General features: G+C 65.6%; 11 protein-coding genes. 5 read left to right on the top strand and 6 right to left on the bottom strand.

Annotated elements, in window-relative coordinates:
• Positions 1-2 precede the first annotated feature (2 nt).
• Positions 3-974, top strand: coding sequence for a YihY/virulence factor BrkB family protein (locus tag LFT44_RS05460; protein ID WP_236802800.1), 972 nt, complete (start codon positions 3-5; stop codon positions 972-974).
• A 39-nt stretch (positions 975-1013) separates the two neighbouring features.
• Here LFT44_RS05460 and LFT44_RS05465 read toward each other — a convergent pair whose 3' ends face one another.
• Positions 1014-3302, bottom strand: coding sequence for a hypothetical protein (locus LFT44_RS05465; protein ID WP_236801527.1), 2289 nt, complete (start codon positions 3300-3302; stop codon positions 1014-1016).
• Positions 3303-3602: 300 nt separating this feature from the next.
• Between LFT44_RS05465 and LFT44_RS05470 the strand changes: the two genes are divergently transcribed.
• Complete coding sequence (locus LFT44_RS05470; protein WP_236801528.1) at positions 3603-4904, top strand: ABC transporter substrate-binding protein; 1302 nt, start codon at positions 3603-3605, stop codon at positions 4902-4904.
• A gap of 26 nt (positions 4905-4930) precedes the next feature.
• On the opposite strand, the gene LFT44_RS05475 is transcribed toward LFT44_RS05470, so the two are convergent.
• From LFT44_RS05475 to sdhC, 5 genes are all read right to left on the bottom strand, one after another.
• The gene (locus LFT44_RS05475; RefSeq protein WP_236801529.1) at positions 4931-5704 is read right to left on the bottom strand and encodes an alpha/beta hydrolase; all 774 of its coding nucleotides are present in this window, start codon (positions 5702-5704) and stop codon (positions 4931-4933) included.
• Positions 5705-5880: 176 nt separating this feature from the next.
• Positions 5881-6663, bottom strand: coding sequence for a succinate dehydrogenase iron-sulfur subunit (locus tag LFT44_RS05480; RefSeq protein WP_142130712.1), 783 nt, complete (start codon positions 6661-6663; stop codon positions 5881-5883).
• A 1-nt stretch (position 6664) separates the two neighbouring features.
• On the bottom strand, positions 6665-8464 hold the full coding sequence (gene sdhA / locus LFT44_RS05485) for a succinate dehydrogenase flavoprotein subunit (protein ID WP_236801530.1): 1800 nt from the start codon (positions 8462-8464) through the stop codon (positions 6665-6667).
• A 109-nt stretch (positions 8465-8573) separates the two neighbouring features.
• Positions 8574-9035, bottom strand: coding sequence for a succinate dehydrogenase hydrophobic membrane anchor subunit (locus tag LFT44_RS05490; protein ID WP_142130710.1), 462 nt, complete (start codon positions 9033-9035; stop codon positions 8574-8576).
• Between the two features lie 3 nt (positions 9036-9038).
• Entirely contained in the window at positions 9039-9374 is a 336-nt protein-coding gene (gene sdhC / locus LFT44_RS05495) for a succinate dehydrogenase, cytochrome b556 subunit (RefSeq protein WP_026265921.1), read from the bottom strand.
• Between the two features lie 332 nt (positions 9375-9706).
• Here sdhC and LFT44_RS05500 point away from each other — a divergent pair, with 332 nt between their 5' ends.
• From LFT44_RS05500 to LFT44_RS05510, 3 genes are all read left to right on the top strand, one after another.
• Complete coding sequence (locus tag LFT44_RS05500) at positions 9707-10840, top strand: mannose-1-phosphate guanylyltransferase (protein ID WP_236801531.1); 1134 nt, start codon at positions 9707-9709, stop codon at positions 10838-10840.
• 100 nt (positions 10841-10940) lie between these two features.
• A complete protein-coding gene (locus tag LFT44_RS05505) occupies positions 10941-12158 on the top strand; it encodes an amidohydrolase (RefSeq protein WP_236801532.1) in 1218 nt (405 codons plus the stop codon).
• Positions 12159-12290: 132 nt separating this feature from the next.
• Positions 12291-12725 carry a MarR family winged helix-turn-helix transcriptional regulator gene (locus tag LFT44_RS05510; RefSeq protein ID WP_236801533.1) on the top strand — a complete coding sequence of 145 codons (435 nt, stop codon included), beginning with the start codon at positions 12291-12293 and terminating at the stop codon, positions 12723-12725.
• Positions 12726-12740: the final 15 nt, after the last annotated feature.

A 12740-nucleotide genomic window follows, 5' to 3' on the forward strand; every position in this document is an offset into this window, starting at 1 on the left:
GGATGGAGTGGAACCGGGCCCGCAAGTCCGGAGGGAAGTTCGCAGCGCTGATGGTCCTGGGGCAGTGGTTCACCGCCCGCCTGAACGTCCTGCGGCCCATGAGGGCCTTTCGCCATTACACCCTCCACTACGGGCCGTTGATGAGCGCCGGCATCGGCTTCAACATGTTTTTCTCCATCACCGGCCTGCTGGCCACCGGCTTTTCCATTGCCGGCCTGGTGCTAAGCGGCCAACCGGCCCTGCTCGACACCATCGTCAGCAGCGTGGCCGCCAGCGCCCCCGGCCTCCTCAAAATCAACGGCGGCCAGGGCCTTGTGGACCCCAAGGACCTGCTGGATCCCAGCGGCCTTGGCTGGACTGCAGTAATCGGTGCCGTGGTCACCGTGGTCACCTCACTCGGCTGGATCAACGGTATGCGCGACGGCCTCCGGGGCGTACTGCAGCTGCCACCGCTGATGGTCAATCCCATCCTGCTGAAGCTGCGCGACGCCGGAATCCTGCTGCTGCTGGGCCTGTCCCTGGTGATCAGCGCGGCCGCTTCGCTGGTCTTCGGCACGGCAGCCGGGTGGGTTTCCAACTTCCTGCACCTCACTGACGCCTTGGCCGGGCCCCTCACCACGTCCGTGAAGATCACTGTGCCGCTGGTCCTCAACTGGGTCACGGCGCTGATCATGTTCCGGCTGGCCGCAGGCCTGAAGCTGTCCCGGCGGGCTTTGCTTGAAAGCACCATCCTCGCGGCCCTGGGCACCACCATCCTGCAGATCTTCAGCACCGAGCTGCTGGGCGGTGCCGGCCGCAACCCCCTCCTGGCCTCGTTTGCCGTCATCATCGGGCTTTTGATCTGGTTTAACCTGGTCAGCCAGGTCTACCTCGTCTCGGCGGGGTGGGCCGCCGTACGCGAGGCGGACCTGGAGTCCGGCGGCACTCCCCGCAAGACCATCCTCGGGGCAAAGCGCGCCACACCCCAGACCTGATACTGCCCGGCAGGATGCACGCCACGCCACCTTTCACAGTCAGGGAGCCGGCACCAGCCCCTCCCAGGCCACTGTCCAGCCCTGTGGAAAACCGGGCGCATGCCCCTCCGGGCCGTGGTCCCAGCCAGCGGCCATCAGCGCGGCCGCGGCAAGCAGACCGCCGTTGCCCGGAAGGTACAAGGGCAGGGAGTCCGTTTGGCGGTTGTGCCCGTTCGGCAGGACCGTGTTCTTGCCGGCGTCCTGCAGGAGCGCGTCCACGGCGGCCTCCGGGTCACCCAGCCGCGCGGCCGTCATGGCCATCACCGGGTAGTCCCAGCCCCACGTGCTGCCCCAGTCCCAGTCGGCCAGGACGTCATCCAGCGTTGCCCGCATGGTTGCTTCATCAATCAGTCCCGTCAGCGGCAGGACGCCGAGGGCGCAGAGCATGGAGGGATGGTCCGTCCTGATGGTGAATGGTTCCACGTCCATGGCTGCGTAGACACCGTTGACCACTCGCGGGCGCACCAACCCGTCGGCCACCGCCTGCCAGGCATGAACAGGTTCCAGGCCCAGCCGTTCCCGCCACGCGGCGGCGGTCCGGAGGCCCCACTGCCAGTAGGCAAGTTCGAAGGTGGGATTCATGACCTTGGCCCGCATGGACCCATAGCTCTCCTGCGCGGGGATGAGCGGCGGACCAAGTTCGAAACCGCGCGGCGTGGGGTGGGCGAAGCTGGCCATGAACTCCGCGGACTCGAACACGATGTCCGCGAACTCCTCCAGCACCTCGCGGCCGGGGTTGGCCCGATACGCCAGTTCCGCCAGGTGGATGGGATGTGGTTGCTGCCAAATCAGGAACGTCCCGATCGGGCTGGGGCTCTCCCTTCCATCCGGACCTACCTGCTTTGGCCAGCGGGCGCCGTCGAACCCCTGCGCCCGTGCCGTCTGCCGGGACGACTCCAGTACCGTTGTATACCAGCGCAGGGAGGGGAGGAGCAGTTCCGCGCGGTTCCAGTGCGCAAAATGGGCGGCGTGCCACCAGTGCATCTCCAGGTGGAAACGTCCCCGCCACGAGTTGCACACCAGGCCCGTTTCCTGCGGCGGCAGCGACCCGGAGCAGTTGACGGCGGTCAGGTACTGGGAGAGGACGATGCGTCGTTCCAGCTCCTTCGCCCTCGCGTCCGGAGTGGCGGCCAGTTCGATGGCACCTCCGGAGCGCCAGAACCTGGGCCAGTGCTCCATTGAGGCAGCCGCAACGTTGCTGCCGGGCTGGCTTCCGCCAGGAGGCTGAGGGGCGTCAGGGGAAGGCCCGACGGCGGAACGAGGCTCGCAGCCTGCGCACGCCTTGCCTGCCACCTGGGAAAGGCCGGCGCCGCCCCTGGGGATGCAGTCACCATCGCCCCCGGACACGAAGGCAACGGACAGGTCCAGGACGTCCGGCCCGGAATGCGTGTCCAGGCAGATGCGTACCGAGTGCGCTCCAGCCTGCTCCACAACAAGGCCGTGACCGCTGACCACCACCTGGTACCGCGAGTTGTCCAGCGCGCGGTCCACAGTCCAGCTGGGCGCCCCCGGGTGGAGCTCGGCGGGGTGGGGTCCGTGAAGACTGGTGGCATGGGCGGCGGACTGGCCCCAATCGGCGGCATCGTGCCAGGCCTCTGACCCGTACGGGAAGTCGATGGCAATCACCAGGCCCTCCCGGAGCGCCCGGGACTCCACACGGATCCCGAGCTCATCGCGGTGGGGGTGGCAGGCCGTGGTGACCTGCACTGGATGGCCGGCAATGGTGAAGGAGCTGGCGACAACACCAGTCCACAGATCCAGTGTCTGGCCGCTGTCGGAGAGTTCCGCGGAATTGATGAGTCGGCTGGCCCCGTGCTGCAGCAGCTGAAAACCGACGCGTCCCAGGTCAAGGCGGTGCGGATTGGCCCGCAGCCAGGTTTCCGCAGCGGAGGTGCCCGTCTCGCGGTCATTGACAATGTCTCCCATCATGTCCACGTAAGGGACGGGTCCCCGTGGTGATTCATAGAGGACGGTGGACCCTGCCAGGGTGTACCGGTCGCCGCCGGGCGTGGAGTGCCAGCCCCAATTCGACTGCGTCCCCAGCAGGGTTCCGGGCGGGAGTTTTTCCTCGCGCGGCCCCACCGGAAACTCTGCCGGCAGGGTCTGCAGCCCGGTGAGGTCAATGGTGAAAGCGAACTCGCCGTTGCCTACGGATACGGGGCTTCGGGGATCAAGCCTGCACTGCCGGACGTTATGGCGCTGCACCAGCGCCTTCCGGTCGATAGCGCCGGATGGCCGTTGTGCCTGGGTCATGGCCTGCTGCCCTGCGGTGCTGCTGCGGCTGTGCATGGTGGACGCCCTCCTGACGGGAATCTGTTGCCGGCGCCGCGAATTTTCCGGACGCACGGATAGCTGGCCTCTGCGACTGAAGAGCGGCGGAGGATGAAGAAAGCGGTTTCCGGCAGTTCTATCTTTTGCTGGTTCGAGGATGCTGTCAAGGCGCTTGGCGCAAGGCACTGCGTTCGAAACTATCGGCGTGCGGGAAGGCCTGAGTGGGTAATCGTCGGCCTATTGACGGCCGCCACACCAATTGATACGTTTCACGAAACCGCTTTCTCGTCACCCGCACTTACGGAAGAAGCCTGCCCAATGACGCGTCACGCTGCCCGGAGAATCCGCCAATCCCTTGCCGTCCTGTCGGCCGCAGCCCTTCTGGCCGCGACTACCGGCTGTTCCAGTCCATCCTCCAACAAGGCTGAGGAGGGGCCGGTGGAAATCCGGTTCTCCTGGTGGGGCAATGCCGGCCGCGCCGAGCTGACCAACAAGGCGATTGCGGAGTTTGAAGCCGCCAACCCCAACATCAAGGTCAAGCCGGAATACGGCGACATCGGCGGCTACTTCGACAAGCTGGCAACCCAGGTGGCCGCCAATGACGCTCCGGACGTCATCACCATGGGCGGCGCCTACCCCGCCGAGTACGCCAACCGCGGGGCGCTGCTGGACCTGTCCAAGGTGCAGGGCTCCCTGGACCTGTCCAGGATCGATCAGGGTGCGCTGGAAAACGGACAGGTCAAAGGCAAGCAGTACGGTGTCTCCACAGGTGCCAACGCCCTGGCCATCGTGGTCAATCCCGCTGTCTTCTCGGCGGCAGGTGTGCCTTTGCCGGATGACAGCAGCTGGAGCTGGGATGACTTCGCCAGGATCGCCGGCGACATCACGGCCAAGAGCCCCAAAGGGACGTACGGGACGGCCACGGTCCTCACCCATGACTCTTTGGATGCCTTCGCCCGCCAGCGCGGCAAATCCCTCTACACCCAGGACGGCCAGTTGGGGCTGGACAAGCAGACGGTGCAGGACTACTTCGATTATTCGCTGAAGCTCAGCGAATCCGGAGCCGCTCCAAGTGCGTCGGAAACGGTGGAGAAGCTCAACGTCAGCACGGAGCAGACCCTGATGGGCATGGGCAAGGCGGGGATGATGCTCACGTGGAGCAATTCACTGACCGCCCTCAGCAAGGCCTCCGGCGCGGACCTGAAACTGCTCAAGCTCCCCGGCGAAAAACCCACCCCGGGGATCTGGCTCCAGTCCTCGCAGTTCTACACCATCTCGGCCCGCAGCAAGCACACGGACGCCGCCGCAAAGCTTGTGAACTTCCTGGTCAATAACCAGGCCGCGGCCAAGATTATCAAGAGCGACAGGGGCATCCCCGGCAACTCCGAGATGCGCGCCGCCATCCAGGACCTGCTCACACCCCAAGGCAAGGTGGAAGCGGAGTACATCAACCAAATCGGCAAGATGGACTTCGCCCCCACGTACATCGGCCCCACCGGTTCCACCGCCGTTTCCGAAATCACCGCCCGGATCAACACCGAAGTGCTGTTCAAGCGGCTCACGCCGGAGAAGGCCGCCGAGCAGTGGCTCAGCGAGAGCAAGGCAGCGATCGGCAAGTAGTTACCCGCGGGGCACCGGGCAGGGCGTTAGGCTGATGCGGCGTCGAGGTACTGGTCGGCCCACGCTGCGATGATGCGCGCAGCACGGGCAGCCTGGCCCTTCCCCGTCAGCAGGTGGTCGCTGCCCTCAAGGGACACAAAATTCCGCGGGTGCCTGGCGGTCTGGAAGATGGTGCTGGCGTTCTCGATCCCCACAGTGTTGTCGGTGGGGGAGTGCAGCACCATCAGTGGCTTGTGCAGCTGCTTGATGCAGTCCGTCAGGTCCGCATTTTCCAGATCCTCCACGAAGTGCCGTCGGATCTCCACCCGCTTGCCGCCGAGGTCCACCTCGGCGCTGCCCTCGCTGAGGATCCTGTCCAATGCAGCATCGAAGACGTGCGCCACGTGCTTGGGGGAGAAGGGCGCACCCACTGTGGCAACGGCGTCGAGTTCCGGAATGTCCCGCGCCGCAGCAAGCACTGCTGCACCGCCAAACGAGTGTCCCACCAGCAGGGAAATCTCCTTCCCCTCGCTGCGCATGAACTCTGCCGCCTTCACCGTGTCGGCTACCTTGTGGCTGAAGGAACCTGCGGACCATTCACCGGCGGAGCCGCCCAGGCCCAGGTTGTCGAAGCGCAGCATCCCGATGCCGCTGTCCGCCAGCGCCTTGCACATGCGGGCTGCGGAGGGGCTGTCCTTGCCCAGGGTGAACCCGTGCGAGAAGACGCCCCAGCCCTTGACGGGACCTTCCGGGACGTCGATGATGCCGGACAGCAGCTCGCCTGTGGAACCGGCGAAGGTGACTTTTTCGGAGCGGGACAAAAGGGGACCCTTTCTGTGGGCGGACAGCTTGCTCTATCAGGTTTGGTCCCCAAACCCCAGGTTTAGCGACCAAAGCTGATAGAGCATCCGGGTGCTTAGGTGCTGGAACGACGACGGCGCCGCCACCACACGTGGTGAGCGACGCCGTCGGCCGTTATCCAGGTTGTTGAACGCGGTTAGATCCTGCGGGCCAGGATGGCCTGCTTCACTTCCGCGATGGCCTGGGTGACCTGGATGCCTCGGGGGCAGGCCTCCGAGCAGTTGAAGGTGGTGCGGCAGCGCCACACGCCTTCCTTGTCGTTGAGGATCTCAAGGCGCATGTCGCCGGCATCGTCTCGGGAGTCGAAGATGAAGCGGTGCGCGTTGACGATCGCTGCCGGGCCGAAGTACTGGCCATCGGTCCAGAACACCGGGCAGGAGGACGTGCACGCGGCACACAGGATGCACTTGGTGGTGTCATCAAAGCGCTCACGGTCCTCAGCGGACTGCAGGCGTTCCCGGGTGGGCTCGTGGCCCTTGTTGATCAGGAAGGGCATGACTTCGCGGTACGACTGGAAGAAGGGTTCCATGTCCACGATGAGGTCCTTCTCCACCGGCAGGCCCTTGATGGGCTCCACCGTGATGGGCTTGGACGTGTCCAGGTCCTTCAGCAGCGTCTTGCAGGCAAGGCGGTTGCGGCCGTTGATGCGCATGGCGTCGGAGCCGCACACGCCGTGGGCGCAGGAGCGGCGGAAGGACAACGTGCCGTCCATCTCCCACTTCACCTTGTGCAGGGCGTCCAGGACACGGTCCGTGCCGTACATGGTCAGGTGGAAGTCATCCCAGGTGGCTTCCTCGGAAACCTCCGGGTTGTACCGGCGGACGCGCATGTGGACGTCGAACGTGGGGATTTCCCCGCCTCCGCCAACGCCGGCAGGAAGTTCAACCTTTGAGGCTGGCTCAGCGATTTCAGCGGTCATCTTAGTACTTCCTCACCATCGGCTCGTAGCGGGTAAAGACAACCGGCTTGGTGGCGAGGCGGATACCGGCGATTGATTCCGCCGATCCGTCAGCCGGCGCGTGGTCATCCTTGTACGCCATGGAGTGCTTCATGAATTTCTCGTCGTCACGCTCGGGGAAGTCCTCGCGGAAGTGTCCGCCGCGGGATTCCTCGCGGTGCAGGGCGGCCACGGTCATCACCTTGGCCAGTTCCAGCAGGAAGCCGAGCTCAACGGCCTCGAGCAGGTCCAGGTTGAAACGCTTGCCCTTGTCCTGGACGTTGATGCGCTTGTAGCGCTCCTCGAAGGAAGCAATGTCGCGCAGCACCTGGTTCAGGGTGTCCGCGGTGCGGAACACCTGCATGTTGGCGTCCATCGTGTCCTGCAGTTCCTTGCGGATCTGCGCCACCTTCTCGTCGCCGGTGCCGTTGCGGGCGATGTCCAGCAGGTCGGTGGTGTAGGCCAGCGGGTTCTCCGGCAGTTCCACGAACTGCGCGGTCTTGGCGTACTCGGCAGCGGCGATGCCGGCGCGCTTGCCGAACACGTTGATGTCCAGCAGCGAGTTGGTGCCCAGGCGGTTGGAACCGTGGACGGACACGCAGGCCACTTCACCGGCGGCGTAGAGGCCGGGGACCACGGTGTCGTTGTCCTGCAGGACCTCGGTCTGGATGTTCGTGGGGATGCCGCCCATGGCGTAGTGCGCGGTGGGGAACACCGGTACCGGCTCCGTGTACGGTTCCACGCCCAGGTAGGTGCGGGCGAACTCAGTGATGTCCGGAAGCTTGGCATCGATGTGCGCCGGCTCCAGGTGGGTCAGATCCAGGAGGACGTAGTCCTTGTTCGGGCCGCAGCCGCGGCCTTCGCGCACCTCGTTGGCCATGGAACGGGCCACGATGTCACGCGGCGCGAGGTCCTTGATGGTGGGGGCGTAGCGCTCCATGAAGCGCTCACCCTCGGAGTTGCGGAGGATGGCACCTTCACCGCGGGCGGCCTCGGAGAGGAGGATGCCCAGGCCCGCGAGGCCTGTCGGGTGGAACTGGAAGAACTCCATGTCCTCCAGCGGGATCCCGCGGCGGAACGCGATGCCCATGCCGTCACCGGTGAGGGTGTGTGCATTCGAGGTGGTCTTGAAGACCTTGCCGGCGCCGCCGGAGGCGAACACCACGGACTTGGCCTGGAAGACGTGCAGTTCACCGGATGCCAGGTCGTAGGAGACGACGCCGGCAACGCGCTTCTGCTTGTAGGGGGTGCCGTCTGCGCGCACGGCGTCCTCTTCAACCGTCAGCAGGTCCAGGACGTAGTACTCGTTGTAGAACTCAACGTTGTGCTTGACGCAGTTTTGGTACAGGGTCTGCAGGATCATGTGGCCGGTGCGGTCCGCGGCGTAGCATGCGCGGCGGACCGGTGCCTTGCCGTGGTCCCGGGTGTGGCCGCCAAAGCGGCGCTGGTCGATCCGGCCTTCAGGCGTGCGGTTGAAGGGCAAGCCCATCTTTTCCAGGTCCAGCACGGCGTCAATGGCTTCCTTGGCCATGACCTCGGCTGCGTCCTGGTCAACCAGGTAGTCGCCGCCCTTGACGGTGTCGAAGGTGTGCCATTCCCAGTTGTCTTCCTCGACGTTGGCAAGGGCGGCACACATGCCACCCTGTGCCGCACCCGTGTGCGAGCGGGTGGGGTAGAGCTTGGTCAGTACTGCTGTGCGCGCGCGCTGACCGGATTCGATCGCGGCGCGCATGCCAGCGCCACCGGCACCGACGATGACGACGTCGTACTTATGGACCTGCATACCAGATGCTCTTTCTCTCAAAATTCGCTATGAAACAACGGGGCGGCTTTGCCTGCTCCGCAAAACGGGGCCCGCGGGAAAGCCCGCGGGCCCCGGGGTTGTGCCAGTGCTAGGCAGGGCAGAAACCGCCCGGAAGGGCAACGCCGTTCACCACGGGGCACGGGTTGAACGTGAAGATCACCAGGGTGCCCAGGAGGATGATGACCACGGCTGCTGCGTAGAGCACGGTCTTCAGCCAGCGGCGGGTGGAGGTCTTCTCGGCGTAGTCGTTGATGATGGTCCGCACGCCGTTGGTGCCGTGCAGCATGGCCAGCCACAGCATGGCCAGGTCCCAGAACTGCCAGAACGGGTCCGCCCACTTGCCGGCCACGAAGCCGAAGTCGATGGCGTGGATGCCTTCGCCGACCATGAGGTTCACGAACAGGTGGCCGAAGATGAGGACCACCAGCACCACGCCGGAAAGGCGCATGAACAGCCAGGCGATCATCTCGAAGTTGCCCTTGGAGCCGCCGCTGCGGCGGTACTGGGGGGCGATCCGCCCGCTGCGGGGGCTCTCGATGGTTGCAGTCATGGCTTAGTGACCTCCGAGGGCGAGGGACAGGTGGCGGATGGAGAAGGCAACCATGGTCACGACCCACAGGGCCAGGACTGCCCACAGCATCTGCCGCTGGTACTTGGCGCCCTTCTTCCAGAAGTCGACGGCAATGATCCGCAGGCCGTTGAAGGCGTGGAAAACGATGGCGGCAACGAGGCCGGTCTCGCCCAGCGCCATCAGGGGGTTCTTGTAGGCGCCGATCACGGCGGTGTAGGCCTCCGGTGACACACGCACCAAGGAGGTGTCCAGGACGTGGACCAACAAGAAGAAAAAGATCACTACACCGGTAATGCGGTGTCCTACCCAGGACCACATGCCTTCACGGCCGCGGTACAAGGTGCCAGCTGGTTTTGTCGGCACTGATAAACCTCCCTGCAACACAGCGGCGCTGGCATGAGATCCATGCGGGGGGAACGCCTGCTGCGAGAGCACTCGTAGCTCAGGCCTAAATCTAGGCTCCGCTAACAGCTTATTCAATTTAGGCGTTTATTGGTGCCCAGTGCTGGTGCGGATTTTCGGGCAAAATGAGACCAACGCCACATGCTTGCGGGCTTTTTGGGAAGTGGTTGGCGGGGGAGTGCGGCAAAATGCGGGACGATTGCGTTGCCGCAGGAGCCCTGTGCGGCCCTTCGGCTAAAGTAGCCGTGATGAGTACAGACAAAGTGACAAGCCCGGTTTCACCCCTTGACCGCTTCATTGCGGTGATTCCGGCAGGCGGAGTGGGGACCCGCCTCTGGCCACTGTCACGAGCAGCAGCTCCCAAGTTCCTTCACGATCTCACCGGATCGGGCAGCACCTTGCTGCGCGCCACCTATGACCGGCTGCAGCCACTGGCAGGCAACCGGATGCTGGTGGTCACTGGCAAGGCCCACCGTGAAGCCGTGTGCCGGCAGCTCCCGGAAGTCAACGACGGCGACCTCGTCCTTGAGTCGGAGCCCAAGGACTCGGGTGCGGCCATCGGCCTCGCGGCGGCAATCCTGCATGAACGCGATCCCGACACCATCATGGGTTCCTTCGCCGCCGACCAGGTGATCAGCCCGGACCACCTGTTCCAGCAGGCCGTCCGCGAGGCAATCCACACGGCCGCCGCGGGCAAGATCGTGACCATCGGCATCAAGCCCACCCACCCGTCCACCGGCTTCGGCTACATCCGTTCCGGCAAGGCGCTGAACATCGAAGGCGCTCCCAGCGCCCATGACGTGGTGGAGTTCGTCGAGAAGCCGGACGAAATGGTGGCCCAGCAGTACGTGGACAGCGGTGACTACGTATGGAACGCCGGAATGTTCGTGGCGCCCGTGTCCCTGATGCTCAAGCACCTCGAGGCCAACCAGCCGGAGCTGTTCCAGGGCCTGCAGGAAATCGCCCGGGCGTGGGACACCCCGCAGCGCGACGAGGTCACCGCGCGCGTCTGGCCAACCCTGCCGAAAATCGCCATTGACTACGCAGTGGCCGAGCCCGCCGCCGAAGCCGGGGACGTCGCCGTCGTGCCTGGTACCTTCCGCTGGGACGACGTTGGCGACTTCGCCTCCGTGGGCCGGCTTAACAGTGCCAAGGAAGTGGACGACGTCACAGTCCTGGGCGAAGGTGCCCGCGTGTTCACCGAGAACTCAAGCGGCGTCGTGGTCACCGACACCAAGCGCGTCATCGCCCTGATCGGGATCCAGGACGTCGTCATCGTCGATACCCCCGACGCCCTGCTGGTGACCACCATGGCCAACTCGCAGCGCGTAAAAGCAGCCGTGGATGCCCTCAAGGCAAGCGGGGACACGGACGTTCTCTGACCTGGGAACCTGCCGGCACCTTCGGGTGCCGCCAGGTTCCGGATGTAATGCGGCGTCAGTGAATGGGTGCTTAAGCCTCTACCGTCGCTAGAGTGAGGCAGTGCGCAATTACACGACTGAAGCCGAGCCCACCGCCCTGGTGGCTCCGTGGCTCGAACCGCTCCTGCCGGAACTGATCGAATTCCGCCGGGACCTCCATGCGCACCCGGAACTGTCCTTCAAGGAGTTCCGCACCACCGACAAGCTTGTCGAGCGGCTCGAAGCCGCCGGGCTGAGCCCTCGCCGCCTGGAAGGCACCGGACTGACGGTGGACGTGGGCGAAGGCCCCATCGCCACCGCCCTGCGCGGCGATATCGATGCCCTGCCCATCATCGAGGAAACGGGCCTGCCGTTCGCGTCGAAGAACCACGGCGTCACCCACGCCTGCGGCCACGACGTCCACACCACCACCATGCTGGGCATAGCCCTGGTCCTGAACCGGATGCACCAGGAAACACCCCTCGGCGCCACCGTCCGGATCATCTTCCAGCCCGCGGAAGAGACCATGCCCGGGGGCGCGCACTCCTGCATTGAGCAGGGCGTCCTGGAAGGCGTGCCCCGGATTCTGGCACTGCACTGCGACCCCCGGATCGAAGTGGGCAAGGTGGGAACCCGGATCGGTGCCATCACGTCTGCCTCCGACACGATCCGTATTGAACTTTCCGGACGCGGGGGCCACACGTCGCGCCCCCACCTCACCGAGGACCTGGTGTTCGCACTGGCCCAGATCGCGGTCAATGTCCCGGCCGTGCTGTCCCGCCGCGTGGACGTGCGCAGCGGCGTGTCCGTGGTGTGGGGGCAGATCACCGCGGGCTCGGCGCCGAACGCCATCCCGGGTGCGGGCTACATGGCCGGCACCATGCGCTGCCTGGACCGGGAAGCCTGGCACGCCGCCGGCGAGCTCCTTGACGAGGTAGTCCACCAGGTGGCGGCACCCTACGGGGTGGACGTGCACCTGGAGCACACCAGGGGAGTGCCGCCGGTGGTGAACTCCGAACACGAGACGGCCTTGATCGAGGCCGCTGCCCGCGCCGAGATCGGCGAAAGCGCCGTGGTGCTCACCCCGCAGTCCATGGGCGGCGAGGACTTTGCCTGGTTCCTGGCCGAGCTTCCCGGGGCGATGATGCGCCTTGGCACCAAGACGCCCGGCGGCGAGGACTACGACCTGCACCGTGGCGACTACATCCTGGACGAACGTTCCCTGGGCCTGGGCATCCGGGTGCTGACCGCGGCGGCCCTGCGGACCATCCGGGACCTCGAGCAGCCCGCCATCCCCTAGCACCGCCCGCCCTGCGCCGGCCTGCCACAAGAAGGTGCGGACCGCCGTCGGGAAAGCACGACGGCGGTCCACGCCCGGCCGCCCGCCCCCGGGTAAGTTGTGCACAACTAAGTTGTGCGCTACCGTGGAGGTATGACCGAAGCGCCCCGCCTGGACCGGCAAGTATGTTTTGCGTTGTACTCAGCATCCCGGGCCGCCACCGCGGTCTACCGGCCGGTCCTCGACCAACTGGGACTTACCTACCCGCAGTACCTGGTGATGCTGGTGCTGTGGGAACGCGAACCACGGGGCGTGAAGGAACTCGGCGGGGAACTCGGCCTGGACTCAGGCACGCTGTCCCCGCTGCTCAAGCGCCTGGAAGCGCTCGGGCTCGTGGAGCGCCGGCGGTCCGGCGAGGATGAGCGCCGCGTCGCCATCCACCTGACGCCCGCCGGGCGAAGCCTCAGCGGGCCGGCCAGCGCCATCCCGCAGCGGCTGGCCGACGCCGCAGGGCTGTCCCTGGACGAACTTGAACAACTGCGGGCCACCCTGGGCAAGCTCACGGCCGCGCTGCATCAGTCGCTCTGAGCGCCCAATCCTGCA

Origin of the sequence: Arthrobacter sp. FW306-05-C, from assembly GCF_021801725.1 — a bacterium.
Taxonomy (GTDB): Bacteria; Actinomycetota; Actinomycetes; order Actinomycetales; family Micrococcaceae; genus Arthrobacter.

Coding starts and splice junctions, on each gene's coding strand:
- LFT44_RS05465 (WP_236801527.1), bottom strand. CDS start 3,302: ATGCACAGCCGCAGCAGCACCGCAGGGCAGCAGGCCATGACCCAGGCA.
- LFT44_RS05490 (WP_142130710.1), bottom strand. CDS start 9,035: ATGACTGCAACCATCGAGAGCCCCCGCAGCGGGCGGATCGCCCCCCAG.
- LFT44_RS05500 (WP_236801531.1), top strand. CDS start 9,707: ATGAGTACAGACAAAGTGACAAGCCCGGTTTCACCCCTTGACCGCTTC.
- LFT44_RS05460 (WP_236802800.1), top strand. CDS start 3: ATGGAGTGGAACCGGGCCCGCAAGTCCGGAGGGAAGTTCGCAGCGCTG.
- LFT44_RS05470 (WP_236801528.1), top strand. CDS start 3,603: ATGACGCGTCACGCTGCCCGGAGAATCCGCCAATCCCTTGCCGTCCTG.
- sdhA (WP_236801530.1), bottom strand. CDS start 8,464: ATGCAGGTCCATAAGTACGACGTCGTCATCGTCGGTGCCGGTGGCGCT.
- sdhC (WP_026265921.1), bottom strand. CDS start 9,374: ATGTGGTCCTGGGTAGGACACCGCATTACCGGTGTAGTGATCTTTTTC.
- LFT44_RS05510 (WP_236801533.1), top strand. CDS start 12,291: ATGACCGAAGCGCCCCGCCTGGACCGGCAAGTATGTTTTGCGTTGTAC.
- LFT44_RS05480 (WP_142130712.1), bottom strand. CDS start 6,663: ATGACCGCTGAAATCGCTGAGCCAGCCTCAAAGGTTGAACTTCCTGCC.